23 protein-coding genes and 7 tRNA genes are annotated in these 24,525 nt (G+C 71.4%); 11 read left to right on the top strand and 19 right to left on the bottom strand.

Going from position 1 to position 24,525, the window contains the following annotated elements:
• The first annotated feature begins 104 nt into the window (after positions 1 to 104).
• Positions 105 to 842 carry a 3'-5' exonuclease gene (locus tag ACZ7L7_RS21035; protein WP_285511426.1) on the top strand — a complete coding sequence of 246 codons (738 nt, stop codon included), beginning with the start codon at positions 105 to 107 and terminating at the stop codon, positions 840 to 842.
• Positions 843 to 897: 55 nt separating this feature from the next.
• On the opposite strand, the gene ACZ7L7_RS21040 is transcribed toward ACZ7L7_RS21035, so the two are convergent.
• Positions 898 to 969: transfer RNA gene (locus tag ACZ7L7_RS21040), tRNA-Val, on the bottom strand.
• 39 nt (positions 970 to 1,008) lie between these two features.
• Positions 1,009 to 1,455, bottom strand: a complete 447-nt coding sequence (locus ACZ7L7_RS21045; RefSeq protein ID WP_285511427.1) for an SRPBCC family protein — start codon at positions 1,453 to 1,455, stop codon at positions 1,009 to 1,011.
• Positions 1,456 to 1,539: 84 nt separating this feature from the next.
• Here ACZ7L7_RS21045 and ACZ7L7_RS21050 point away from each other — a divergent pair, with 84 nt between their 5' ends.
• The gene (locus ACZ7L7_RS21050) at positions 1,540 to 3,972 is read left to right on the top strand and encodes an SCO7613 C-terminal domain-containing membrane protein (RefSeq protein WP_472076787.1); all 2,433 of its coding nucleotides are present in this window, start codon (positions 1,540 to 1,542) and stop codon (positions 3,970 to 3,972) included.
• On the opposite strand, the gene ACZ7L7_RS21055 is transcribed toward ACZ7L7_RS21050, so the two are convergent.
• The 7 genes from ACZ7L7_RS21055 to ACZ7L7_RS21085 all read right to left on the bottom strand — a co-directional run bounded on the left by ACZ7L7_RS21055 (position 3,969) and on the right by ACZ7L7_RS21085 (position 11,469).
• Positions 3,969 to 6,707 carry an exo-rhamnogalacturonan lyase family protein gene (locus tag ACZ7L7_RS21055; protein WP_472076789.1) on the bottom strand — a complete coding sequence of 913 codons (2,739 nt, stop codon included), beginning with the start codon at positions 6,705 to 6,707 and terminating at the stop codon, positions 3,969 to 3,971. The two genes, ACZ7L7_RS21050 and ACZ7L7_RS21055, sit on opposite strands and share 4 nt — an antisense overlap.
• A gap of 94 nt (positions 6,708 to 6,801) precedes the next feature.
• On the bottom strand, positions 6,802 to 7,395 hold the full coding sequence (locus ACZ7L7_RS21060) for a hypothetical protein (protein ID WP_472076791.1): 594 nt from the start codon (positions 7,393 to 7,395) through the stop codon (positions 6,802 to 6,804).
• A 2-nt stretch (positions 7,396 to 7,397) separates the two neighbouring features.
• Positions 7,398 to 8,273 carry a carbohydrate ABC transporter permease gene (locus ACZ7L7_RS21065; RefSeq protein ID WP_453608581.1) on the bottom strand — a complete coding sequence of 292 codons (876 nt, stop codon included), beginning with the start codon at positions 8,271 to 8,273 and terminating at the stop codon, positions 7,398 to 7,400.
• Positions 8,270 to 9,226, bottom strand: coding sequence for a carbohydrate ABC transporter permease (locus ACZ7L7_RS21070; RefSeq protein ID WP_471591717.1), 957 nt, complete (start codon positions 9,224 to 9,226; stop codon positions 8,270 to 8,272). The genes ACZ7L7_RS21065 and ACZ7L7_RS21070 overlap by 4 nt, the downstream gene beginning before the upstream one ends.
• A gap of 14 nt (positions 9,227 to 9,240) precedes the next feature.
• Positions 9,241 to 10,527 carry an ABC transporter substrate-binding protein gene (locus ACZ7L7_RS21075; RefSeq protein WP_285511433.1) on the bottom strand — a complete coding sequence of 429 codons (1,287 nt, stop codon included), beginning with the start codon at positions 10,525 to 10,527 and terminating at the stop codon, positions 9,241 to 9,243.
• A 329-nt stretch (positions 10,528 to 10,856) separates the two neighbouring features.
• A tRNA-Val gene (locus tag ACZ7L7_RS21080) sits at positions 10,857 to 10,928 on the bottom strand.
• 88 nt (positions 10,929 to 11,016) lie between these two features.
• Complete coding sequence (locus ACZ7L7_RS21085) at positions 11,017 to 11,469, bottom strand: TIGR02611 family protein (RefSeq protein ID WP_285511434.1); 453 nt, start codon at positions 11,467 to 11,469, stop codon at positions 11,017 to 11,019.
• A gap of 191 nt (positions 11,470 to 11,660) precedes the next feature.
• Here ACZ7L7_RS21085 and ACZ7L7_RS21090 point away from each other — a divergent pair, with 191 nt between their 5' ends.
• Together ACZ7L7_RS21090 and ACZ7L7_RS21095 are read left to right on the top strand one after the other, a co-directional pair.
• Complete coding sequence (locus ACZ7L7_RS21090; protein WP_004002642.1) at positions 11,661 to 12,074, top strand: SsgA family sporulation/cell division regulator; 414 nt, start codon at positions 11,661 to 11,663, stop codon at positions 12,072 to 12,074.
• A 295-nt stretch (positions 12,075 to 12,369) separates the two neighbouring features.
• Positions 12,370 to 12,930, top strand: coding sequence for a CGNR zinc finger domain-containing protein (locus tag ACZ7L7_RS21095; RefSeq protein WP_285511435.1), 561 nt, complete (start codon positions 12,370 to 12,372; stop codon positions 12,928 to 12,930).
• A gap of 576 nt (positions 12,931 to 13,506) precedes the next feature.
• Here ACZ7L7_RS21095 and ACZ7L7_RS21100 read toward each other — a convergent pair.
• Both ACZ7L7_RS21100 and ACZ7L7_RS21105 read right to left on the bottom strand, forming a co-directional pair.
• On the bottom strand, positions 13,507 to 13,659 hold the full coding sequence (locus ACZ7L7_RS21100; protein ID WP_176711650.1) for a hypothetical protein: 153 nt from the start codon (positions 13,657 to 13,659) through the stop codon (positions 13,507 to 13,509).
• 154 nt (positions 13,660 to 13,813) lie between these two features.
• The gene (locus ACZ7L7_RS21105; RefSeq protein ID WP_285511436.1) at positions 13,814 to 14,248 is read right to left on the bottom strand and encodes a hypothetical protein; all 435 of its coding nucleotides are present in this window, start codon (positions 14,246 to 14,248) and stop codon (positions 13,814 to 13,816) included.
• 263 nt (positions 14,249 to 14,511) lie between these two features.
• On the opposite strand from ACZ7L7_RS21105, the gene ACZ7L7_RS21110 reads away from it, so the two are divergent.
• A complete protein-coding gene (locus tag ACZ7L7_RS21110; RefSeq protein WP_285511437.1) occupies positions 14,512 to 15,039 on the top strand; it encodes a DsbA family protein in 528 nt (175 codons plus the stop codon).
• A gap of 19 nt (positions 15,040 to 15,058) precedes the next feature.
• Here the strand turns inward: ACZ7L7_RS21110 and ACZ7L7_RS21115 are convergent, their stop codons facing one another.
• From ACZ7L7_RS21115 to ACZ7L7_RS21125, 3 genes are read right to left on the bottom strand one after another with little or no spacing between them, the layout of a single operon-like run.
• A complete protein-coding gene (locus ACZ7L7_RS21115) occupies positions 15,059 to 15,883 on the bottom strand; it encodes a GNAT family N-acetyltransferase (protein ID WP_471429873.1) in 825 nt (274 codons plus the stop codon).
• 52 nt (positions 15,884 to 15,935) lie between these two features.
• On the bottom strand, positions 15,936 to 16,757 hold the full coding sequence (locus ACZ7L7_RS21120) for an aminotransferase class IV (RefSeq protein ID WP_285511439.1): 822 nt from the start codon (positions 16,755 to 16,757) through the stop codon (positions 15,936 to 15,938).
• 3 nt (positions 16,758 to 16,760) lie between these two features.
• A complete protein-coding gene (locus ACZ7L7_RS21125) occupies positions 16,761 to 17,801 on the bottom strand; it encodes a chorismate-binding protein (protein ID WP_285511440.1) in 1,041 nt (346 codons plus the stop codon).
• 189 nt (positions 17,802 to 17,990) lie between these two features.
• Between ACZ7L7_RS21125 and ACZ7L7_RS21130 the strand changes: the two genes are divergently transcribed.
• The 5 genes from ACZ7L7_RS21130 to ACZ7L7_RS21150 all read left to right on the top strand — a co-directional run bounded on the left by ACZ7L7_RS21130 (position 17,991) and on the right by ACZ7L7_RS21150 (position 18,471).
• Positions 17,991 to 18,063, top strand: a tRNA-Gly gene (locus tag ACZ7L7_RS21130).
• A gap of 40 nt (positions 18,064 to 18,103) precedes the next feature.
• Positions 18,104 to 18,177, top strand: a tRNA-Cys gene (locus ACZ7L7_RS21135).
• A gap of 1 nt (position 18,178) precedes the next feature.
• Positions 18,179 to 18,250, top strand: a tRNA-Val gene (locus ACZ7L7_RS21140).
• Between the two features lie 43 nt (positions 18,251 to 18,293).
• Positions 18,294 to 18,365, top strand: a tRNA-Val gene (locus ACZ7L7_RS21145).
• A gap of 34 nt (positions 18,366 to 18,399) precedes the next feature.
• Positions 18,400 to 18,471: transfer RNA gene (locus ACZ7L7_RS21150), tRNA-Val, on the top strand.
• Between the two features lie 72 nt (positions 18,472 to 18,543).
• On the opposite strand, the gene ACZ7L7_RS21155 is transcribed toward ACZ7L7_RS21150, so the two are convergent.
• The 3 genes from ACZ7L7_RS21155 to ACZ7L7_RS21165 form a co-directional block, all read right to left on the bottom strand.
• Positions 18,544 to 18,831 carry a TFIIB-type zinc ribbon-containing protein gene (locus ACZ7L7_RS21155; RefSeq protein ID WP_285511441.1) on the bottom strand — a complete coding sequence of 96 codons (288 nt, stop codon included), beginning with the start codon at positions 18,829 to 18,831 and terminating at the stop codon, positions 18,544 to 18,546.
• 79 nt (positions 18,832 to 18,910) lie between these two features.
• Positions 18,911 to 19,852, bottom strand: a complete 942-nt coding sequence (locus ACZ7L7_RS21160; protein WP_453603990.1) for a phosphotransferase family protein — start codon at positions 19,850 to 19,852, stop codon at positions 18,911 to 18,913.
• Between the two features lie 408 nt (positions 19,853 to 20,260).
• Entirely contained in the window at positions 20,261 to 20,440 is a 180-nt protein-coding gene (locus ACZ7L7_RS21165; RefSeq protein WP_285511443.1) for a hypothetical protein, read from the bottom strand.
• Between the two features lie 593 nt (positions 20,441 to 21,033).
• Between ACZ7L7_RS21165 and ACZ7L7_RS21170 the strand changes: the two genes are divergently transcribed.
• Complete coding sequence (locus tag ACZ7L7_RS21170; RefSeq protein ID WP_472076877.1) at positions 21,034 to 22,347, top strand: serine/threonine-protein kinase; 1,314 nt, start codon at positions 21,034 to 21,036, stop codon at positions 22,345 to 22,347.
• Between the two features lie 2 nt (positions 22,348 to 22,349).
• Here ACZ7L7_RS21170 and ACZ7L7_RS21175 read toward each other — a convergent pair whose 3' ends face one another.
• Entirely contained in the window at positions 22,350 to 23,168 is an 819-nt protein-coding gene (locus tag ACZ7L7_RS21175; protein ID WP_453603987.1) for a TrmH family RNA methyltransferase, read from the bottom strand.
• A 63-nt stretch (positions 23,169 to 23,231) separates the two neighbouring features.
• Positions 23,232 to 24,464, bottom strand: a complete 1,233-nt coding sequence (cobA, locus tag ACZ7L7_RS21180) for a uroporphyrinogen-III C-methyltransferase (protein WP_471429867.1) — start codon at positions 24,462 to 24,464, stop codon at positions 23,232 to 23,234.
• Between the last annotated feature and the right edge of the window lie 61 nt (positions 24,465 to 24,525).

Genomic DNA, 24,525 nt, shown 5'->3' on the forward strand with positions numbered 1-24,525 from the left:
TCCTGTTGTGTCCTTCCGGCGTACGGCGCAAACAGCCCGGGTATCACCAAACAGGCAGAAGACGGGGCGTCAGCTGCCTTGGGTGAGCGAGGGGTTGGGCGGATATGGCGTGCTGGTATGAGGGCCCGCTGGCGGCATTCGACACGGAGACGACGGGTGTCGACGTCGAGAACGACCGGATCGTCTCGGCGGCGGTGGTGATTCAGGACGCTCCGGGCACCCGGCCGAGGGTGACCCGGTGGCTGGTGAATCCGGGCGTGCCGGTGCCGGAGGCGGCGACGGCGGTGCACGGACTGACGGATGAGCATCTGCAGCGCAATGGCCGCTGGCCCGCGCCGGTGATGCACGAGATAGCCGAGGTGTTGGCCGAACAGGCGGTCGCGGGGCGCCCGCTGGTGGTGATGAACGCGCCGTTCGACCTGACTCTCTTCGACCGTGAGCTGCGCCGCCATCGGGCGTCGTCGCTGGACCGCTGGTTCGAGTCGGCGCCGCTGCTGGTGCTGGACCCGCGGGTGCTGGACAAGCATCTGGACCGCTACCGCAAGGGCCGCCGCACGCTGACGGACCTGTGCGAGCACTACGGCGTCACGCTGGACGGCGCGCACGACGCGGGCGCGGACGCGCTGGCGGCGCTGGAGGTCGTACGGGCGGTGGGGCGGCGGTTCGCGGCGCGGCTGGAGCGTCTGTCGCCGGCCGAGCTGCACACGTTGCAGGCGGTCTGGCACGCGGCGCAGGCGCGTGGTCTGCAGGCGTGGTTCGCGCGCAGTGGTTCGGAGGAGGCGGTGGACCCGGCGTGGCCGCTGCGGCCGGATCTTCCGGCGGGTCCGGAAGTGGCGGCGTGAGCGTGGCGTGACAGCAAGAAGGCCGGTCCGCGTGGTGCGGACCGGCCTTTCCCGGTGGGCGATACTGGGTTCGAACCAGTGACCTCTTCGGTGTGAACGAAGCGCTCTCCCACTGAGCTAATCGCCCGGGAACGCAGTGAACAATACAGGTCTTCGCGGCGTTCCTTCAAACCGCTTCCAGGTGTGCGCGCAGTCCGCGTCGTCCGGCGCGCATCATCAGCCAGTGGTTGACGCGGAAGACGGGGCGTCCGGGGACGGCGAGGCGGCGCATGAGGGGTTTGCGGACGTCGACGACCTGGTCGTAGCGGGCGAGGGTGCCGGTGCCGGCCGGGGTGAGGGTCCAGCGCGCCCAGCCCTCCAGGTCACCGGTCATGGCGATCTCCAGCACCCCGGCGTCCGGGTCGCGCCGCACCTCGCGCGCGGTGAAGACCAGGTCGTACGGCAGGGTGGAGCGGATGCGGATCCGGCCGCTGGTGTCGTCGAGGCGGTCGACCTCGCGCACCTGGGGCCACCAGCGGGGGTAGTCCTCGGCGCGCTCCAGGGCGGCGTAGACGGTGGCGGGCGGCGCGGGCAGGGCCCACAGGCTGCGGAAGCGGTAATGGGACCAGTCCATGGTCCGAGTGTGGCAGTGGATCTGAGTACGTTCTGAGTACGCACACTCATGTCGTGGGTCGTGACGCGGACCACACTCCATGGCATGACGCACATCCCCTCCCCTGCCGAGGAGTTGCGGCTGCTCGACGCGGAGCTGCGGCAACTGGACGCCCGGCGGTCCCAGTTGCTCGCCCGCCGCGGGTGGCTGATCGCCACGGTGGAAGCCGCCCGCCCGAGGGCGCAGGCGCAGACGGCGGCCGCTCCTTCGCCCGGTCCCGAGGCCACGCCGCCCCGGGTGCAGAACGTGCTGCTGATCCTCGGCGGCACCCTGCTGACGATCGCCGCGCTGGCGTTCACCCTGGTCGGCTGGGGCCACCTGGGCATCGTCGGCCGGTCCGCGGTGCTGGGTCTGATCACGGTGGCGGCGTTGGCGGTTCCGCTGGTGCTGACGGCGCGGGGGCTGCGCTCGACGGCGGAGGCGGTGGCGGGGATCGGTCTGGCGCTGACGGTGCTGGACGCGTACGCGCTGCACGAGGTGGCGCTGAGCGGGGTCGACGGTCTCGGCTACTCGGCGGCCGGAGCGGCGGTACTGGCGGCCGTGTGGACGGCGTACGGGCTGCTGCCGCGCACCGCCGAGCTGCGGCTGCCGCTGCCGTCCGCGCTGGCGTCGGCCCAACTGCCGCTTCCGCTGTGGGCGTTGGCGGCCGACGCGGACGCGTTCGGGTTCGCGGCAGCGCTGCTGGCCACGGCCGGGTTCAACACCGCTGTGGCGCTCCGGGTCTCCGGCCGCCCCGTGCGGCTCACCGCCGTGATCGGCGCGTGCGGCATGGGCGCCGGGGGCGTGCTGACGGCCGGTGCGCTGTCCATGGCGGCCACCGGTCCGAGCGCCGCCGCCCGTGCGGCGGCGCTCCTTGTCCTGGCCGCGGCGATCGCGCTGGCGGCGGCTCGGCGCACCCCGGCCGTGACGGTGCCTGTCGCGGGTCTGCTGCTGGTGGCGGCGCTGGGCAGTGTGCCGCGCGTGCTGCTGCCGACGGTGTGGACGGTGCCGGTGTACCTGGCCTGCGGGCTGGCGCTGCTCGCGGTGTGGCGGGTGCCGAGTGTGCCGGAGGGCGTGCGCAAGGGCTTCGTGGTGGCCTCCGGTGTGGTGCAGGCGGTGGCCGTGGTGTGGGCGGCGCAGCTCCTCGCGGTCGTGCTGCCGGGTCCGCTGGCCTGGGTCGCGTCGCCGTGGTCGGGGGCGCCGTCGGACATGCGGGCGGCGGTGACGGGCGAGCTGCCGTGGGTGACGCACATGGAGACGGCCCCGCTGGTCCTGGCGGCGGTGGCCGCGGTACTGGCCTTCGCCGTGCACCCCTGGGCGAGGCCGGCGGCGCTGGTGCTGGGCTGGGTCGCGGCGCTGATGGTTCCGCCGGTGCTGGAACTGCCGTATGCGGTTGGCCTGTTGACGGGACTCGGGGTGACGGTTCTGGCGGTGCTGGGGGCGCTGGTCGTGCCCGGTACGGCCGAGGAGTCCGGTACGGCTACGCCGGAATCCCGTATGGCCGAGGAACCCGGTACGGCCGAGGAGCCCAGCTTCTTGAAGGGAACCGTTCCGCCTGTCCCGACCCCGTTCGTCCTCGCCGCCCTGGCCGGACTGACCTCCCTCCACACCGCGCTCCTCGCCCTGGCCACGCGGACCGCCACGCTCGCCGTACTCACGGCGCTGACGCTGCTGTTCGCGGCGGCGGCCGTGCGCGCCGCGCACCTCGCGGCGCCCGCGGCCCTGGCCTACGCCACCGCGCTGACCTGCGCGATCGGCGCCGCGGCCGACTGGGAGCCGCAGTACACGGCGCTGTTGGTCCTGACGGTCCCGGTGGCCGCGGCCCTGCTCGCGGCGCGTCTCCCCCGGGCGGCGCTGCCGATCGAGGCGACCGGCGCGGCGGCGGCCCTGCTCGCGATCGGCCTGACGGTGCTGAACCCGCCGATGCTGGCCCTGGTCCTCGCCCTGTGCGGGGTGATCACCGCGGGTACCGCGATCCGGCCGGACCGGCGTGCGGTGGGCTACGCGTCCGCGGTGCTCTTCGTCCTGGCCACCTGGGTGCGCCTGGCGGCCTGGGAGGTCGACATGCCGGAGGCGTACACGCTCCCGGTGTCCATTCCAGCGCTGCTGGTGGGCGCCCTGCGCAGGCGGCGCGTGCCGGAGACCTCGTCCTGGGTCGCGTACGGTCCCGGCCTGGCCGCGACCCTGCTGCCGAGCCTGGTCGCGGCCTGGGTCGACCCGCACTGGACACGCCCCCTGCTGCTGGGCCTGGCGGCCCTGTCGATCACCCTGCTGGGCGGTGGCCACCAGCTCCAGGCGCCGCTGCTGCTGGGCGGCGCGGTGCTGGCGCTGGACGCGCTGCACGAACTGGCGCCGTACATCGTCCAGGTGACCGACGCCCTCCCCCGCTGGGCGCTGCCCGCACTCGCCGGCCTGCTGCTGCTCGCGCTGGGCGCGACGTACGAGCAGCGGATCAGGGACGTACGGCGAGTGCGGGACGCGCTGGGGAGGATGAGCTAGGGCATCCGGTCCCCGAGCAGGGCCAGGTTCTCAATGGCGGCGAGGCCGTACAGGGCGGTGTCGTTGGTGGACACCCAGGCGGCCTCGCTGCCGGGAACCAGGGCGAGCGGGCCGCTCAGCTTCTCGGTCTTCCAGGGCGCGGACTCCTTGTAGCCGTCGGAGTTGTAGAACTTCTCCCAGGCCCGCTTGGCGAGTTTCTCGTCACCGGTCTTGACGGCGGCGTACGCGTCCAGGCGGGAGTGGCCCTGGAAGAGCAGCAGGGTGCCGAAGTTGGAGCCGTAGCGGGCGGCCTGTTCGGTCTTGGTGGCGTTGAAGTAGCGGCAGTAGTCGAAGTAGGCCTCGTTGAAGGCGGGCATGGCGACGAGGTCGATGAGTTCGGCGCACAGTTCGTTGAGGCCGAAGACGGCGGACAGGTGGGAGACGCCGACCACGGGTTCGTCGGCGACGGCGAACTTGCCGGTGTCGAGGTCGTAGAGGCCGCTGCCCTGGACGAAGCCGTTGGGCTGGGCGGCGATGGTCTCCATGGTCGACAGGACGCGGGCCTTGGCCTTCTCCCACTTGGGGCCCTTGCGTTCCCACTCGGTGAGCCAGGCGGAGACCAGGCCGGACCAGTCGGTGCCGAAGCCGATGGACAGGGCGTGCCGGTCGGGGGTGTAGGGCTCGGTGCGGATCTTGCGAATGGGGTCGAGGACGAGGAAGGTCTCGTCGGAGTCGACGTTGGCGTGCATGAGGTCGCCGACCCGCTCGTCGGCGGTGAGGAAGTAGTAGTAGCGGCGGTAGGTGGTGTTGGCGATGCGCTGCTGCTTGGCGCTGTCGGCGTAGTGCTGGACACCGTGCCGGGTGCCGAGGCCCGCCCACTTGCCGAGGTGGTAGACGTCGACCTCGCCGGTGTGCCGGGTCATGGCCTCGGCGAAGCGGAAGATGTCGGCGCGGCCGGAGCGCAGGTAGGCGTACCAGAGCCAGAGGTCGGGCGAGAGTTCGGAGTTGTCCCAGGCGTAGCCGCCGACGTCGTAGCGCCACTGGTGCCGGACGGTGTCGTAGGTGTGCATGATGTCGCCGTAGTCCCAGAAGCCGTACCAACGGCGCATCTCCACCTGGTCCTTGTAGTAGGTGAAGAGGAAGTCGAGGTGGTCCTCGATCTTGGCCTTGGCGGGGGTGGAGCGGTCGGGCTCGGAGTAGAGACCGGGGCCGAAGACGCCGGCCTTGATGAGCTGCTGGGGCGGGGCGGCGAGCTGCGGCAGGACGCGTACGGCCTCGATCTGCCGGGCCAGTTGGTCGGCGGAGGGGGTGGACTCGTTGGCCCAGAAGAGGAGTTCGGAGGTGCGGGCGATGCCGTAGGGGGTGCCGAAGCCGGGTTCGTAGTCCTCGTAGGTGATGTTGAGGCCTTCGAGCTGTTCGGGGAAGGTGTCCTGGCCCATGCCGTCGTGGTAGAAGCGCAGGTCCATGGGCTGGGCTTCGGGCGACCAGAGCCAGAGGGTGACTTCGGCGGCGTCGGTGTGGGCGTCGCGGATGTCGAGCTGGGCGGGGAACTTCTCCCAGAAGTCGCGCAGTCCGAAGGAGAGTCCGCCGCTGACGCCGCCGACGTAGCCGAAGCCGTTGGCGCGGCTTCCGCCGCCCGCGCCGATCCAGCCGTGGCCCTTCTTGGTGCGCTTGCGCAGGGTGAAGCCGTCGGCGGAGAGCTGGGAGAGGGTGTAGTCGCCCCATTCGGGGATGTACTGCAGGCGGGTGGTGACGCGCTGGTCCCAGGTGGCCGGGTCGGGGAGCTTCTCGCCCGCGAACTGCGCTTCCTGCACGGCGATTCCGGGGTCGCGGCGCAGTCCGGTGATGCCCTTGACGGCCTCGCGGAGCATGCCGGTGCCCTCGCCGCCGATGCGGATGTGCCGGTCGTAGGACTCGTCGCGCATCGGGACGGTGAAGCGGACGCCGAGGCCGCGGATGAAGTCGCCGCCGGCCTTGCCGGGGTCCTGGGTGCCGTCGTAGGTGATGGTGTGCACCATGCGGAAGGAGTCGGCGCCGGCGTAGAAGTAGAGGCGGATGGAGAAGGGGAGCCAACTGCGGTTGCCCTTGCGGTGCTTGCCGTCGATACGGACGACGGCGCGGACCGGGCCTTCCTGTTCGACCTCGACCTTGGAGATGGCGCCGTCGAAGCGCTCGGTCCTGACCGTGCCCTGGTCCTCGTCCTCGATCTCGGGCTGGCGGATCAGCACGAGCCGCCCGTTCTTGGCGATCTCGGTGCCGCCGCGGGTGACGGACTTGATGAGGGTGGCGCCGTTCTTGCCGATCCGCGCGGTGATGACGCCGGTGGAGACATCGACGGTGCCGCCGCGCTTGTCGACGGTGACCTTCTTCGCGGGGGCGGCTGCCTCGCCCGGGGCGAGGGTGAGCTTGCCCTTGCCGCCCGAACTCACGGCGTGCGCGGTCCACTTGAGGGAGCCGTCGGGCCAGTAGGCGATCGGCCAGGTCTGGACGGGCACCGACTTTCCGTCCGCGTCCGTGAGCGCGAACGTCTGGTCCTCCTGGAAGGCGCCCTTGGGCCAGGGCACGCCGAGGGTGGAGCCGGGTGCGGCGCCGAGGCCGCCGTCCTCCAGCCAGTCCAGGGTCACCGGGTCGCGGTCACCCGCGGCGGCTCTCGGCGCGGCCTGCGCGTCCTTGGCGCCCAGGGCCCAGCTGAACTGCGCGGCGACTCCGGCGACGGCGGCCGCCTTGAGCAGGGACCTGCGGGGGATGGGGGACATGACCATTCCTTCCGTGCGGGTGACATGGGCAGGGGCATGACAGAGAGAGGTACGGCGCCGAGGGCGCCTACCTGGTGCGACGGCACCGCCGCGGTCAGCGGTGCCGGTAGCGCTCCTCCACGGCGACGGCCGCCGCCGCGACGGCTCCCAGCACGGGAACCGCCAGCGGCGCGACGAATCCGGCGGACAGGGCCACGACGGCAAGACCGGCGACGATCAGGAAGGACCCGGCGGGGTCGCGCAGGGTCCGGCGTACGGCGGCGGCGAGCAGCGCCCGCCAGGAGGCCCCGGGCGCCCAGACGGCCGCGGCCCGCAGCAGGGCCACGGCGAGCGCGATGAGCGCGCACAGTCCGACGGCCCCGGCGAAGGGCCCGCCGGGCAGCCCGGACCGGGCGGCCTGGACGTCCACCCAGACGGCGAGGGCCGTGGCCCACCCCGCGAGCCCGACCACCCACCCGCCCCCGCGCACGGCCGCGCGGAAGTCCGCCGTGAACTCCCGCCAACCGCCGCCCTCGTGAGCGGTACGACGGCGCAGGTGCCGGGCCCCGGCCGCGAAGGCGGCCGGGTAGGTGACGACCCCGAGCGAGGCCAGGGCGATCCACACCCCGGTGAGCAGGCACTCGGCGAAGACCCCGAACCGCTCGCCGAACAGGGACTCCCTGCGGGCCTTGGTGCGGGCCTCGGCCATGGTCATCCCTTCAGTCCGGAGGTCGCCATGCCGTCGATGAGATAGCGCTGGAAGGCCATGAAGAAGGCGATGACCGGCACCAGCGCCACCAGCGACATCGCGATCATGCTTCCGTAGTTGGAGACGCCCTCCTGGTCGCGGAACATCATCAGGCCGAGCGAGACGGTGTACTTCTCGGGGGTGTTGAGGTAGATCAGCGGCCCCATGAAGTCGTTCCAGGCGTTGATGAAGGTGAAGATGGCGCTGGTGATGATCGCGGGCCGGCTCAGCGGCAGCACGATCGACCAGTAGGTGCGCAGGTGTCCGCAGCCGTCGAGCTTGGCGGCCTCGTCCAGCTCGCGCGGCAGCCCGCGCATGAACTGCACCATCAGGAAGACGAAGAACGCCTCCGTGGCCAGGAACTTGCCCGCGACCAGCGGCACCAGGGTGTCGGTGAGCTCCAGGTTCCGGAAGAGCACGTACTGCGGGATGAGCAGCACGTGGTACGGCAGCAGCAGGGTGCCGATCATCAGGGTGAACAGCAGGTTCCGCCCGGCGAAGCCGATCTTGGCGAAGGCGTACGCGGTGAGCGAGCTGGAGACCACGACGCCGACCACGGCGAGCACGGCGTACATCAGCGAGTTCCAGAAGAAGCTGCCGATGGAGATGCCGGAGATGCCGTCCGCGAGTCCGGAGAAGTTGGACCAGACCGGCTCGGTGGGCAGCAGGTCGAGGCTGGCGATGATGTCCTTGCTGGGCTTGAAGGAGGCGCCGATCACCCAGAGGACGGGGTAGAGCACGACCGCGAGGACGGCGAGGGCGCCCGCGTGCCAGGCGAGGGAGCCCAGGCGCCTGCGCTCCTTGGCGGTGCGCACGGCGGGAGTGGTTGCGCTGGTCACTTGGCGGCCTCCTCGTAGTGCACCCACTTCTTCTGCGACCAGAACAGCACCGCCGTGACCAGGCCCACCGCGACCACCAGGGTCCAGGCCATCGCGGAGGCGAAGCCCATCTGGGCCTCCTTGAAGCCCTTCTGGTAGAGGTAGCAGGTGTAGACGAGGGTGGCGTCGGCGGGACCGCACCGGGTGTCGGAGACGACGTAGGCGGAGCCGAACACCTGGAACGCGTGGATGGACTCCAGCAGCACGTTGAAGAACAGGACGGGGGAAATCATCGGCAGGGTGATGTTCCAGAACCGCCGGAAGGGTCCGGCGCCGTCCACCTCGGCGGCCTCGTACAGCTCCCGCGGGACCTGCTTGAGCCCGGCGAGGAAGATCACCATGGGCGCGCCGAACTGCCAGATGCTGAGGGCGACCAGGGCGTAGAGGATGTAGTCCGGGTTGCCGATCCAGCCGCCCACGTCGATGCCGAAGACCTTCTGGGTACGGTCCACGACCGCGTCGTCGGAGAACAGCGCCCGCCAGACGAAGCCCACCGAGACGCTGGCGCCGATGAGCGAAGGCATGTAGAACGCGGCCCGGTACAGGCCCTGTCCGCGCCTGCTCTGCGCAAGCAGCAGCGCGACGCCGAGGGCGAGCAGCAGCTTCAGCGGTGTGGCCACGACGACGTACTTCAGGGTGACCTCGACCGACTTCTGCCAGCGGGGGTCCTGGAGCATCGTGGTGAAGTTGTCCAGGCCCACCCACTTCGGCGGCGTGAACAGGTTGTAGCTGGTGAACGCGTAGTACAGCGACGCGATCATCGGCCCCGCCGTGAGCAGCAGGAACCCCGCGATCCACGGCGACATGAAGAGATAGCCGGCGAGGTTCTCGCGGCGCCGCCCGCGCCGCCCGGCGGCGGGAGCGGCGGGCCGCTTCCGGGCCGGGCGCGCGGGCGCTTCCTTGACGAGCGTCATGGTGGTACGTCCCCTCAGCCCGCGAACGCGGCCTTGGCCTCGCTGAACAGCGCCTTGGCGGCGTCGGCCGGCTTGGTCTTGCCCTGGGCGACCTCACCGCCGAGCCGCAGGAAGGCCGACTCGACGACATCGGCGCCGGACGGGTGCGGGGTGATCTTGCCCAGCACGCCGGCCTCGGCGACCTCCTCCTCGTACGCCTTCACGCCCTTGTTGTTGTCGTCGGTGGGGGTGAAGGCGTCGTACTGCTCGCTGGTGGCGAGGATGCCGCGGTCGTAGCCCATGATCGTGCCGACCTCGGGGTCGTGGACCATGAAGTCGATGAACTGCGCGACCTCCTTGGGGTGCTTGGTGCCGGAGAAGGCGCTGAGCATCAGGGAGCCCAGGTACTGGCCGGTGGCCTTGCCGTCGGTGGTGGGGATCGGCGCGAGTCCGTAGTCGGACTCGCCCTCGCCCTCGTAGCGGATGGAGAAGTTGTCCCAGGTGAACTCGGAGGCGGCAAGGCCCGCGGAGAGCGCGGACTTGGGCTTGACCTGCTCGACCTTCTTCGGGTCGGCGACCAGTCCGGAGCGCACGCGCTTGTAGCCGTCCTCCCACCACTGCGTCAGGTCGTCCTCGGTGAAGCCGAGATCGGAGTCCGTGAAGAACGCCTTGCCGTTCTGACGCAGGTACAGGTCGTAGAGGTACATGATGGCGAAGTAGCCGGTGTCACCGGCGATCTTCAGCTTGTCCTGGATGGTCTGCAGCGCCCCGAAGTACTCGTCCCAGGTCCAGCCGAACTCCGGTGCCACGCCCGCCTTTTTGAAGGCCTTGAGGTCGATGACGAGGGCCATGGTGTTGGCGCCGACGGGGACGGCGATCTGCTTGCCGTCGACCTGACCGTTCGCCAGAACGCCGTTGCGGAAGTTGTCCAGGCTCAAATTCCCGGCGTCCGCCTGGGGCTTGAGGTCCATCAGAACACCGCGCTTGTCGTACTTGCGCAGGAAGCCGACGGCATTCTGGAAAACGTCCGGCGGATTTCCACCGGAGGCCTGGGTCTGGAACTTCTCCCAGAACGCCTCGTAGTCCGTGAATTCCGGCTTGATCCTGATCTTCGGGTACTTCTTCTCGAAGAGATCGATCGTCTTCTTGATGGCGATGGTCCGCGGCTCGCCACCCCACCAGGCGTAACGGAGCGTGACCGTTCCGTCGCCCGATCCACTGTCACCGCCGCACGCGGTGGTCGCCCCCAGCCCGAGCGCGGCCGCCGAAGCGCCGGCCACCTTCAGGATCGTTCGCCTCTCAACATTCCTGCTGGTTCCCATGGTTGGGCCACCTCCCCGCAGCGTCATCGCCGCCTGCATGAATCGTTTCAAGTAAGCGCTTGCTGGCACAAGTTACGGAGGGGCTTCGGGTGCGTCAATGATTCGGACAGGATTTTCTTGCGGGGTGCGCGGGCGCGACGGCCGGGCCCGGCGGATCGCGTCGGCTCACCGTGGCGCGTTCCCGCAGGTGGCGTACGGCGGGGTCGACCCGTCGGACAGAATGCGGGGCCCGGACCCGGACTGGCCGCGGCCGAAACTCGTCCGGGGCGCGAGTCCCCGGAAACGACCGCGGCCCGTCTGCTGCGAGGCAGACGGGCCGCGGTTCCGGGTGGGCGATACTGGGTTCGAACCAGTGACCTCTTCGGTGTGAACGAAGCGCTCTCCCACTGAGCTAATCGCCCGGGCGCAGGAAGAACATTACCCCATGTCAGGGGGTGCTTGTGACCAGCGCGAACGCCGTCCGCCCGGCACCGGCACCCCCTCGGCGGATCACTGGTCCTTGATCTTCCAGGGCATCACGAGCCCGAACTTCCACAGGTAGATGCCGGCCAGCACACCGATGATCACCAGCCCGATCGAGGTCAGGATGATGTTGCGGCGGCGCACCTTGGGGTCGAGGGCGCGCTGCGCGGCCTCCGTGACCTTGCGCTTGGTCCAGCGCAGTACCAGTTGGGCCCAGACGAACTCGGTCGCCCAGATCGCCATACCGCCGAAGATCACCACCCAGCCGGGTCCCGGCAGCGGCAGCATGATGATGCCGACCACCACGACCGCCAGGCCGATGATGAAGACGCCGACCTGCCAGCTCAGGTGGAGCAGGCGGCGCGCCTTGATGAACTCCGGAGCTCTTGAGCCGAGCGCCCGCTCGCCCTTCGCACCATCCACTTCGGTCCTGTCGGAAGCCATGGCCACCTCGCCAGGCTCGCTACTCCCCGTATTCATACGGCCAAACCCTACCGGAGCGAAACCGGTCACCGAAATGGTCGTACCGCGCGAACGGTTCATCGGCCGGAAGAGTTACGTAAAGACACGCAAAACACTCAGAGGGGTTTACAACGGCACCGTAGGTGGCATGTCGATTTCGCCGACGTGCGAATCCCCGAGCGCACACTGAGCGAAAGGCCCTGGCGCTTATGAACACCACGGTCAGCTGCGAGCTGCACCTGCGCCTCGTTGTGTCGAGCGAGTCCTCCCTGCCCGTCCCCGCGGGCCTGCGGTACGACACGGCCGACCCCTACGCCGTGCACGCCACCTTCCACACCGGAGCCGAGGAGACCGTCGAGTGGGTGTTCGCCCGCGACCTCCTGGCAGAGGGCCTGCACCGGCCCACCGGTACCGGCGACGTCCGAGTCTGGCCGTCGCGCAGTCACGGCCAGGGCGTCGTGTGCATCGCCCTGAGCTCCCCGGAGGGCGAGGCCCTTCTTGAGGCCCCCGCCCGCGCCCTGGAGTCCTTCCTGAAGCGAACGGACGCCGCCGTGCCGCCCGGCACGGAACACCGGCACTTCGATCTCGATCAGGAGCTGTCGCACATCCTGGCGGAGAGCTGAGGAGGGCCGCCACGAAGCAGCCCGGCGCCGTCGACTCGGGGTGACGGCTCGGGCCAGGACAAACAATCGCATACGGTATGCGCCGACGCCGTCACCGTGAGTCACTCGCGGGGACGGCGTCGGCATGCGTGGACCCCGCTCCCCCACGGCCGGATCACGCCCCTCGGCCGGGCCGCTTTCGGTAGCCCTCGGCCACCGGCCCCCTGGTGCATCCGTCCCGGCGTCGGCGAAGCTATTACCATCGGCCAGCATCGGCGGGCGCGGTGCGCCCGACCCTCAGGCCAGGGAGCGAGATGTGCTGATCACCCACGACACCCGGTGTGCCCTCGACGCCGTCGTGGATCTGGTGAACACCGCGCCGGAGGACGATCCGGCGCAGGACACCCTGCCGGACGTCGCGGCGCTCGCCGATTTCGTGCGCAAGCACGAGATCAGCGATGTCGGTGTGCTCTCGGAGCTCGATCTGTCCGCGGTGCGCAAGATCCGGGAGAAGTTCACGCGTGTCTTCGAGGCACCGGACGCCCGGGGCGCCGCGGGCCTGATCAACGAACTGATCGCCGCCGCCGGCACCACCCCCCGGCTCACCGACCACGACGGCTACGACTGGCACGTGCACTACTTCGCGCCCGGCGCCTCGGTCGCCGACCACCTGGCGGCCGACTGCGGCATGGCGCTGGCGTTCTTCGTGGTCGCCGGGGAGCAGGAGCGGCTGCGGCGCTGCGAGGCCCCCGACTGCCGGCGCGCCTTCGTCGACCTCTCCCGCAACCGCTCCCGCCGCTACTGCGACAGCCGCACCTGCGGCAACCGCCTGCACGTGGCGGCGTACCGGGCACGGCGCAAGGAAGCGGCGGGGTAGGGCCCCGGTCCGGCACGGGGCGGTGTGGTGCGCGGCCCGTGACTCGCCTCCTGCCGGAACGGCGGGGGCACCCTCGGCCGCGTTGTCGCCGTCGAGGTGCCGCCGAGGCGCCGTCGACCGTGGGCGGGCTGATCCGGACGAAAGATCCAGGAGCGCACACTGACGCGTGACGCTCGCACCGACGCGGCCCGTGCCGGTGGCTCTTCGGTCGGTGGTGCGCCGGCCTGCCTCCCGAAGCAAAGGGTTGGGGCCTGTGCCGGTCGCCCGCGTGCGCGCGGCTCGGCGATCAAGGACCGCCCTCAGTCGTCCGGGTGCCCGCGAGACCCGGCGAACCCGGGCCGACCTCAGTCGCCGGCGTCACGGCCGACCCCGGCGGTCCACGGCCCTCGGTCATCGGCGTACGCGCGAGACCCGGCAGTCCCGGGCCGACCTCAGTCGCCGGCGTACACGGCCGACCCCGGCGGTCCACGGCCCCTGGTCAGCGGCGTGCACGCCAGAACCGGTGGTCCCGGGCAGAACTGTCATCGGCGTGCGCGCGGGCCCCGGCGGGTGGCGCCGGGGGGCCGCGGGTACGGCTCAGAGCAGCAGCAGGTCGTGCAGCGCAGCCATGAGCAGCAGACACCCGATCACCGCTAGGAAGATCATCAGCGGTGGCTGGGAAAGGGCGAAGAGGCATCCGCGCGGCTCGTCCTGAGGGGGCGCGGTCTCGCTCTGTGTCGTGTCCAGCATCTCGCGGGCGATGATGACGCAGTCGGGCCACCCCGCGCGATCAACACGCCCGGAACAAGCGGGAGTTCGCCATATTCCGCAATGTCCGTTCCAGGTCTTGATCGCTTAGGGACGGACGGCGATCCACTGTGTCGTTTCAACCCTCATGCGGTCGTCATATGCCGTGCTTCTTGAGGATCGCCTCGATGTCGCTGAAGTCCTCCTGAGGCGCGGCGGCGGGCTTGGCCGCCGACGGCCGGGCGCCGCTGCCGAGGGACGGCGCCGACGCGGCCGGGGCGACCGCTCCGCGCTGGGCGGCCCTGGCCTCCTTGCGCTCCTTGCGGGTGCCGAGACCCCTGCGGCGCTCCACGGCCCGGGTGCTCGCGAACAGCAGCCAGGCCGCGCCGAGCACACCGAAGCCCGCCCACGCCACCGGGCTGAACGCGGTGTCCGCCAGCCACTCGACGACGCCGGTCATCACCAGTCCGAGCGGGACCAGGGAGTAGGCGGCGATCCGGGCGGCGGAGAGGAATCGCTTGCGGTACGCCGTGACCGCGGCGATGCCCAGGCCGGCCGCGGCTACGGCGGAACAGACGGTCTCGGCAATCATCCGGTCCTCCAGAGCAGGATTCGGTCCGGGCACGGGCCCACGGGTGGTTCGTCCCTTCCATCCTGCACCTACGACACCCCGCCGGGCCATGCTCCCGGCGGACATCAGGGACATCTCCGGGTCGGCTCGTCCGAAGGTGCCGGTCCGGACTCCTCCCCTACGGCGGTCACGACGACCGGACCACGGCGATCAGGACGACCGGACCACGGCGGTCACGACGACCGGATTGGGTCCGGCGGGCGGTCGGCTGGGAGACTGTGCGCATGAGCGACTCCTCCCCCGTCCGTCCCGCCGCCCCCGTCCTGGACGTCTGGTGCGAACTCCAGTGCCCGGACTGCCGTACCGCCCTCGACGACCTGCGCGCCCTGCGGGCCCGCTACGGCGACCGGCTGGAACTGCGGCTGCGGCACTTCCCGCTGGAGAAGCACAAGCACGCCTTCGCCGCCGCGCAGGCCGCCGAGGAGGCGCTGGAGCAGGGTCAGGGCTGGGCGTACGCCGAGGCGGTGCTGGGCCGGGTGGAGGAACTGGACCGTAAGGGGGAACCCTTCCTGGTCGAGGTGGCCAAGGAACTCGGCATGGACGCCGAGGAGTTCGACACCGCGCTGATCGACGGCCGGCACATCCTGATCGTCGACGCCGACCACGCCGAGGGCAAGGCCATCGGTGTCACCGGCACCCCGACGTATGTGATCGGCGGCGAACGTCTGGACGGCGGCAAGAGCCAGGAAGGGCTGCGTGAGCGCATCGAGGAGATCGTGGACCGGCTGCTGGCGGAGGCCGGGCAGGGCTGACCCGGCGCCCCTCCGGCTCTCAGATCAGGTTCTTGTACATCGACCAGCCCACCGGCACATAGCCCAGCGACTCGTACAGCCGCTCGGCAGCCTCGTTCCCGGCGAAGACATTGAGGCCGATGGCCCGCTTCCCGGCGGCCAGTGACTGGATCTCGGCCAGCAGCATCAGGGTGCGGCCGTGGCCCCGGCCGCGGAACCCCTCGTGGGTCTCGACGTCGTAGACGAACGCCGCCTCCTTCGCCACCGACAGCCACAGGGTGCCGACGGGGGTGCCCTCGTGCTCCAGGACGCTGATCAGCGTGTGCTCGGTGGCGAGGCCCGTCGGGAGCAGGGTGGCCATGTCGGTGCGGGCCTTGGTCCGCGCCTGTTCCTCGGGGACGCCGCGGTCGATCCAGCTCTGCGCGTAGTGCGCGGTGCCGGCCTCCAGCCAGTGCCCGTACTCGTCCTCCGTCATGGGCCGGCCGTGACTGCCGGCGGGCAGGGCGGGCGCCAGGACGGGGAGCTGCTTCTCCAGGCCGCGGTTGCGGTGGACGTAGCCGAGCGCGGTGGCCAGGCGCAGCGCCGGTCCGGCGGCGCCGGGCACCCGGATCTCGATCCGGCGGCAGCCCCAGCCGCGGGCCACTTCCTCCGCGGCGAGGGCGGCCACGGTGCCGCGCCCGCGTCCGCGGTCGGGTTCCTCGATGCGCAGATCGCTGATGCGCGCGACCTCGGGCCCGAAGACCGGGTCCGTGGACACGCGTATCGCCCCGACGGGACGGCTGTTGACGCACACCTGGAAGTGGCGGGACAGCATCCCGTCGGCGGCTCGCTGGAGCGGCTCGGTCGGCCGCAGGGTCGTGGTCATCAGGGGTGTTCTACCCGCGCAGGCGCCCTGCGTCAGCCTCTTTTCCGACAGCTCACGGATCTTGGTCCTGGCCGGAGCGCTCGTCGAAGACGCGCATGGCCTTGGCGGTGACCGGGCCGGGGGTACCGGGCAGTTCCCGCTCGTCGACGCGGTGGACGGCCTGGACGTCGCGCAGCGTGGACGTCAGGAACACCTCGTCGGCCCGCTGGAGGACGTCCAGCGGCAGGTCGGTCTCCTTGGCGCCGGTCCATTCCACGACCAGCTCACGGGTGATGCCGGCCAGGCAGCCGGAAGCGAGCGGCGGGGTGTGGATCTCGCCGTCCAGGACGACGAAGACGTTGGAGCCGGTGCCCTCGCAGAGCTGTCCGACGGTGTTGGCGAACAGCGCCTCGGAGCCGCCCTGTTGGTGGGCGCGGGCCAGGGCGACCACGTTCTCCGCGTAGGAGGTGGTCTTCAGGCCGGTGAGGGCGCCGCGTTCGTTGCGGGTCCAGGGGACCGTGATCACGGCCGTGGAGTCCGGGCGGCGAGTGGTCTCGCCGAGGGCGACGACGAGGGTCGGGCCGTGCTCGCCGCGGTCGGAGCCCAGGGGGCCGTGGCCGCCGGTGTAGGTGATGCGCAGGCGGCCCAGCGGCATGGGGTTGGCCTCGATCACGGCGGCGCAGGCGCGGCGGACCTCGTCGAGGTCGGGGTCGGGCAGGCCGAGGCCCCGGGCCGAACGGGTCAGGCGGGCCAGGTGGCGGGTGAGCGCGAAGGCACGGCCGTCCGTGACCTTCACCGTCTCGAAGATGCCGTCGCCCACGGTCAGACCGTGGTCGAAGACGGAGACGCGGGCGGACTCGATGTCCTGCAGCCCGCCGTCGAGCCAGATCTTCACTTCCTAGAGCCCCTCTCCACTGACCTCGTACTCGCCCGACGCTACCGCGAGCAGCCGGGACGCCTTCAGCTCGGTCTCCCGCCACTCCCCCTCGGGGTCCGAGCCCCAGGTGATCCCGGCGCCGGTGCCGAAGCGCAGGAGGCCCTCGGCGCGGTCGATCCAGAACGTGCGGATGCCGACCGCCAGCTCTCCGGTGCCCCGGTCCGCGTCGACCCAGCCGACGCCGCCGCAGTACGGGCCGCGGGGCGCCGTCTCCAGCGCGTCGATGATCCGCAGCGCGCTGGACTTGGGGGCGCCGGTGACCGAGCCGGGCGGGAAGGCGGCGTCGAGCAGCTCGGGCCAGCCGGCGTCGGGGCGCAGTTCGCCGCGGACGGTGGAGACGAGGTGGACGAGGCCGGGGTGCTTCTCCACGGCGCACAGGTCGGGGACGCCGACCGTGCCGGTGGCGCAGACGCGGCCGATGTCGTTGCGGACCAGGTCCACGATCATCACGTTCTCGGCGAAGTCCTTCTCCAGCAGGTCCGCCTCGGTGCGCCCGGTGCCCTTGATCGGCCCGGACTCCACGATTCTGCCGTCCCGGCGCAGGAACAGCTCCGGCGACGCGGTGGCGATCTCCACGCCGTGCGCCGGCAGCCGGATCGTTCCTGCATACGGCGCCGGGTTACCGCGGGCCAGCAGCGAGGTGAGGGCGTCCACGTCGGCGTCGGGCGCGACGGGCGCGGAGAGCACCCGGCAGAGGTTGGCCTGGTAGACCTCGCCGGCCGCGATGTGCTCGCGGATACGGCGGACTCCCGCGGTGTAGGCGGCGTGGTCGAGGGAGGAGGTCCAGTCGCTCGCGGCGGGGCCGCGCCAGGCCCCGGGCACCGGGTCGGGCACGGGAGATTCCCGTACGTCCTGGAAGCGGGCGCAGGTCAGACGGCCCTCGAAGTCCGCGGCGACGGCCCAGAAGCCGGTGGAGTCGAGGGCCTCGGGGTCGTGGGTGACGTCGAGCAGGCCGGTGGCGAGACGGTTGCCGAAGCGGGCCAGGGGAGGGAGGTCGAGCACGCTGTCGAGTCTATGACCGGTGCCGTCCGGGTGACCCGGGCCTGTCCCCCCGAGGGCTCTGACCATGTGCGGAGGCGGGCCGGGCGGGGGCGCGGGGCAGCACGCTGCACAAACGCGTTTTTGTACTGGCCCAGGAATCCGCTAGAGTTCAACACGTCGCCGGGACGCGCAAGCGGACCGGAAAGACAGGCGAACGTAGCTCAGTTGGTAGAGCGCAACCTTGCCAAGGTTGAGGTCGCGAGTTCGAACCTCGTCGTTCGCTCGAAAGAGCAAGGGGGATCATCCCGAACCCCCGCACTCCTGGTGGAGTGGCCGAGAGGCGAGGCAACGGCCTGCAAAGCCGTCTACACGGGTTCAAATCCCGTCTCCACCTCCAAGGACGATTAGCTCAGCGGGAGAGCGCTTCCCTGACACGGAAGAGGTCACTGGTTCAATCCCAGTATCGTCCACTGGATCTTCGGATCCTGGGTCTTCCTCGAAGATCCGAACCCCGCGCGATTAGCTCAGCGGGAGAGCGCTTCCCTGACACGGAAGAGGTCACTGGTTCAATCCCAGTATCGCGCACGCAAGATCCACGGCTCTCGGGTCGTGGTCCCGAGGACGATTAGCTCAGCGGGAGAGCGCTTCCCTGACACGGAAGAGGTCACTGGTTCAATCCCAGTATCGTCCACACACCGAGAAGCCCCGGTCGCTGCTAGCGGCCGGGGCTTCGTCGTGTGCCGGTTGCTCCGGCTCATCCGGTTCAGCTGGAGAAGAGCATGTGGCCGAAGCTCTTGTGACGCTTGTGGCCGTAGTGGCCGCCGGGGTGCGGGGCGCCCCAGGCGGGGGCCGCGGGCGCCGCCGGGTAGGCCTGCGGGGCGGGAGGAGCCGCCGGGGGCGGGGCCGGCTGGGACCACTGGGACTCCAGGCGGGTCAGGGCCTCCAGCTCGCCGTAGTCGAGGAATATCCCCCGGCAGCCGCTGCACTGCTCGATCTGGACGCCGTTGCGGTTGTAGGTGTGCATCGCTGCACGGCATTTCGGACACTGCATGTCGGCTCAACTCCTGCCGGTCGGTGCTGCTTCGGCTGTCGCCTGGACAGACTCTGTCCGGGCCGCGGTCGGTTGCACCCTACGGGGCGGATTCGCACGTCAACTCGGGCGGGGTCGCGGCCATGCGCGCGCAGGCGTCGATCAAGGACTGCTCGACCTCGTCGAGGGGGCGTGCGGCGCGCGCCGCCTTGGTGATCGCGGTGGCCGCGGTCTGGACGGTGAGGGCGCGGGCGGGGATGTCCAGGGCGGGCCAGGGGTCGCCGTGCGGGGGTACAGCGGGGCCGCCCGCGTCCCGGTACGCCGTGAGGAATCGGGTCCAGTCCTCCGGGGGGAGGAGTCCGCAGGCGTACCAGGCCGCCGGGCGGGCCAGGTCCCAGGTGGGGGTGCCGGTGCCGAGGTCGTCCACGTCGATGAGCCGCCAGCCGTCGTGGGTGGTGGGGTGTCGGACGAGTTGGCCGAGGTGGAAGTCGCCGTGGCAGAGGGTGCCGTCTCCTGGGGGTGCGGCCTCGCCCCTGGCCCAGGCGGGGAGTGTGTGCCAGGCCTGGAGGACGGGGGTGGCGGCGGTGCTGGTGGGTTCCGTGGCTTTGAGTCGTTCGACGGCTCGTGCGGCCTTGGCGGGGCCGCGCATGGGGGGTGTGCGCGGGAGGGGTGGGTGGCGGTGGAGACGGGCGAGGAGGGTGGCCGCGGCTGCCCAGGGGGCGGTGTCGGGGGTGCGCGGGTCCACGGGTTCGCCGTACGGCCAGAAGGTGACCAGGCGCTCGTGCACCACGGTGGGGGTCTCCTGGAGCGGGGGCAGGAGTACGTCGGGGCAGGTGGTGGCGGTGGCCAGGCGGAGGGTGAGTTCGGTGGGGTCGGTGCCTCGGGGGTGGGCCTTGGCGACGGTGTCGGCATGCCGTACGACGGTGGCGTCCGGGCGGTCGGCGAGTGTTCCGGTGTCGCGGCAGGGGCAGGCGGCGGGGCGGTGGGCGTGGGCGGCTTCCGCGGCGGTGCGGGTCAGCTGCGCGGCGAGGGTGGGGGGCACGGGGCGCTCCGCTTCCTGCGGGGGATTGTCTGGGGTGAGCGTACGCAGGGGGGCGTTGTTGCGGTGCCCCCGGCCGTGGATACTGCGATGCCCCCGGCCGTGGATACTGCGGTGGCCCCGGCCGTAGTTGCTGCGGGGGTGGGAACGCTCGCCCGCGCTGACGGGGTGCCGCCCGCGCCCACCCGTGCCGCCCTTGGCGGCACGAATGCCCGCGGCTTGGCTGCGCCGCAGCGGGCGGAGTTGTACGGCAGCCCGCGCGCCAGGCGTACCGGCCGGGTGGGAAAGGTAATGCCGGCGCAGCTCCCCAGCTGCGCCGGCATTGTTGCCGTCCGCCGCACCCCCGTCCCCACGGGGTTTCATGGGTGGATGTCCCCGCCCGGACCGCTCTTCCGGGCCTGGGGTCGCCGCTCAGCGCCCCAGCATCACGCCCACGGACGACGCCTGTGTGGCCACCGTCTCCCAGCCGTCGAAGACGACGAGGAGCAGGGCCGCCAGGGGAAGGGCCATCAGCGTCGCCACCAGTGGGTGGCGACGGCCCTGGCGGCGCGTCTGTGTGCGGAGCAGTGTCCGCGGTGCCGTCTGGGCCATGGTCCCTCTCCTGACCGTCTGTGTGTTGCTCCTGGCAGCGGCGGGTGTCTGACCTCGGGGGACGAGTGCTGCACCCGCCGCTTGACCTCAAATCTACGGGCGTGGCCGTCTTCGCACGTCATGCCCTCGTACCGATTGCCTGGCCTCCGAGAGGATGAGCCGCACCCAGGGGAGTACTCCCCTGGGTGGAGACGGAGTCCTAGGTCTCGGGGTCTTCCCTGAGGGGGCGCCCACTGTGTCCCGGTTTCGCGGCGCCCCTCTCGTCCCGGGAAGCCTCCGGGGTGACTTCGATCACTTCCGTTGCGGGGCGGTTGGGGGTCGTGATCGTTCTGGGGGCCATGGGGTTCGGTGAGCGGGCGGGGGTTCGGGGCGGTTGTCCGGCGTGTGCGGCCGTCGCGATCAACCTGCCTTGCGCGGAAGGTGGTTGGGGGCACGGGTAGGGGCAAGTCGGTTTGTTCTTCGGGGGGCTGACCGACCCTCAAGTTCTCCTTGCGGCGTCCGCACAATCCGCCGCCCCGAGAGGGCGCGGCCTCTGCGCGCGGGCGGCCCGGGAAACGTAAGCTGTGGCACGTCACAGGGACCGGGCAGCGGGGATGAACATGGCGATGATGCGCCTGAGGCGCGAGGACCCGCGCGTCGTCGGCTCGTTCAGGCTTCACAGGCGGCTGGGCGCGGGCGGAATGGGCGTGGTCTACCTGGGCTCCGACAAGAAGGGCCAGCGGGTCGCGCTGAAGGTCATCCGGCCGGATCTGGCCGAGGACCAGGAGTTCCGTTCCCGGTTCGAGCGCGAGGTGTCCGCCGCGCGCAGGATCCGAGGGGGCTGCACCGCGCGGCTCGTCGCCGCCGATCTCGACGCCGACCGTCCCTGGTTCGCCACCCAGTACGTACCCGGCCCCTCCCTGCACGACAAGGTCGTCGACGAGGGGGCCCTCGGCGCGGCCGAGGTCGCCGCGATCGGAGCCGCGCTGTCGGAGGGGCTGGTCGCGGTCCACGAGGCCGGGGTCGTGCACCGGGACCTGAAGCCGTCCAACATCCTGCTGTCCCCGAAGGGGCCGCGGATCATCGACTTCGGCATCGCCTGGGCCACCGGCGCCTCCACGCTCACCCACGTCGGCACGGCGGTGGGCTCGCCCGGCTTCCTCGCACCGGAGCAGGTGCGCGGCGCGGCGGTCACCCCGGCCACGGACGTGTTCTCGCTCGGCGCGACCCTGGCGTACGCGTCGATGGGTGACTCGCCCTTCGGGCACGGCAGTTCCGAGGTGATGCTGTACCGCGTGGTGCACGAGGAGCCGCAGCTGCACGGTGTGCCCGACGCGTTGGCGCCGCTGGTGCGGGCCTGTCTCGCCAAGGACCCCGAGGAACGGCCGACCACGCTCCAGTTGTCGCTGCGGCTGAAGGAGATCGCCGCGCGTGAGGCGCAGGGCCTGGCCGAGCTGCGTCCGCCCGCGCCGCGTACCGGCGAGGCGGACCGGCCGACGGGTCGGCTCGCCGACACCTACCCGGAGCGGCAGCGCCGTCCGCAGGGCGGCACGCAGGGGACGCCGTCGCGCGGTGGCGGACCGTCCCGGCCCGTGCCGTCGCGGGGTGGCAGCGCCTCTCGTGGTGGTGCGGTCCCGTCGTCGGGTGGTCGGACCGGGGCGCGGCCCACGCCCGCGTCGCGGAACACCGGGCGGACGGGTGCGGGTGGCAGGCCGGGGCCGCGCAGCGGGACGGGGCGTCCGGCGCCGCGGAACACCGGTACGGGGCGTCGGCCCGCCAATCCGCAGTTGCTGCGGCAGCGGTTGTTCGTGTTCGTGGTCGTGACGCTGCTGGTCGCGCTCGGTATCGCCGCGGCCCAGGGCTGCCAGGGGCCGAGCAACGGCCTCGGTGGCGAGCCCGGCGTCGTGCGGCACGCGGCGGGCGCGTAGCGCTACGCCTCCGGGCGGCCCGTCGCCACCGCGTAGAAGGCGACCGCCGCCGCCGCGCCCACATTGAGGGAGTCCACGCCGTGGGCCATGGGGATGCGCACCCATTCGTCGGCGGCGACCAGGGCCTGGCGGGAGAGGCCGTCGCCCTCGGCGCCGAGCATCAGGGCGACGCGGTCCATCTTGTGCGGGGCGGCCTCGTCAAGGGTCTTGGCCTTCTCGTCCGGGGTCAGGGCGAGGAGGGTGAAGCCGGCCTCGCGGACCGAGTCCAGGCCCTTGGGCCAGGTGTCGAGCCGGGCGTAGGGGACGGAGAAGACCGCGCCCATGGAGACCTTGACGCTGCGGCGGTAGAGCGGGTCCGCACAGTCCGGGGAGAGCAGGACCGCGTCCATGCCGAGCGCCGCCGCCGAGCGGAAGATGGCGCCGATGTTGGTGTGGTCGTTGACCGCCTCCATGATCACCACGCGGCGGGCGGTCTGGAGGAGTTCGGCGGCGGTGGGCAGGGGCTTGCGCTGCATGGAGGCGAGGGCGCCGCGGTGCACGTGGTAGCCGGTGACCCGTTCGGCGAGCTCCGGGCTGACCGCGTAGACGGGGGCGGGGAGTTCGTCGATGACGTCACGCATGACGTCGACCCACTTGGCGGACAGCAGCATGGAGCGCATCTCGAAGCCCGCCTCCTTCGCCCGGCGGATCACTTTCTCGCCCTCGGCGATGAACAGGCCCTCGGCGGGTTCGCGCTTGCGGCGCAGTTCCACGTCGGTCAGGCCCGTGTAGTCGCGCAGGCGGGGGTCGTCCGGATCCTCGACGGTGATGAGATCGGCCACAGGGTGATACTGCCTTGTCGTGCGTGCGGTGCCAACGGTGCGGGAGCGGGGAGTTACCTCGGGTTACGCCGTGGTCGTCGGGCCGACCCTCACGACCTCGCCGATGACGATCACCGCGGGCGGCTTGACCTCCTCGGCGACGACCGTCTCGGCGACGGTGGCCAGGGTGGCGTCGACGCGGCGCTGGGCGGCCGTGGTGCCCTCCTGGACCAGGGCGACCGGGGTGTCCGGGGACTTGCCGTGCGCGATCAGGGTCTCGGCGACCTTTCCGATGGTGCCGACGCCCATGAGGATCACGAGGGTGCCGCGCAGCTTGGCCAGCGACGGCCAGTCGACCAGGGAACGCTCGTCGTCGGGGGCGACGTGGCCGCTGACGACCGTGAACTCGTGGGCGACGCCGCGGTGGGTGACCGGGATGCCCGCGGCGCCCGGCACCGAGATGGAGCTGGAGATTCCGGGCACGACGGTGCAGGGGATGCCGGCCTCGGTGAGGGCCAGGACCTCCTCCATTCCGCGGCCGTAGACGTAGGGGTCGCCGCCCTTGAGGCGGACGACGGACTTGCCCTGCTTGGCGTGCTCGATCAGGGCGTTGTTGATGGCCTCCTGCGCCATGAAACGGCCGTACGGCAGCTTGGCGGCGTCGATGACCTCGACGCTGGGGGGCAGCTCGGCGAGGAGGTCGCGGGGGCCGAGGTGGTCGGTGATGACGACGTCGGCCTCGGCGAGGAGGCGGCGGCCGCGGACGGTGATCAGGTCCGGGTCGCCGGGTCCGCCGCCGACCAGGGCGACGCCGGGGGTGCGGGTGCGGTGGTGTGGGGCGACGAGGGTGCCGTCGCGCAGGCCCTCGACGACCGCGTCGCGGACGGCGGCGGTGTGGCGGGGGTCCCGGGACTTGGTGTCGGTGGTGAGGATCGCTACGGTGACGCCCTCGCTGGTGCCGGTGGCGGGGGTCCAGGCGGTGGCTGCGTCGGCGTCGTCGGAGCGGACGCACCAGACGCGGTGGCGCTCCGCTTCGGCGGATGCGCGGGTGTTGGCCTCGGTGTCGCCGGTGGCGATGAGGGCGTACCAGGCGTCTGCCAGGTCGCCTTCCTCGTACGGGCGCTGGTGCCAGGTGAATTCGCCCGCCTCCGCCATGGCCTGGACGGACGGGGTCACGGTCGGGGAGACCAGGTGGATGTCGGCGCCGGCCGCGATGAGGGCGGGGAGGCGGCGCTGGGCGACGTGTCCGCCGCCGAGGACGACGACCCTGCGGCCGGTGAGGCGGAGGCCTACGGGGTAGGCGGGGTGTTCGGCCATGAGGGTACGGCTCCCTGTCTGCGGCGGCGGTGCGATGCCCTGACGTGCGGATTTTACGGGG

Source organism: Streptomyces sp. NPDC110618, assembly GCF_055657065.1.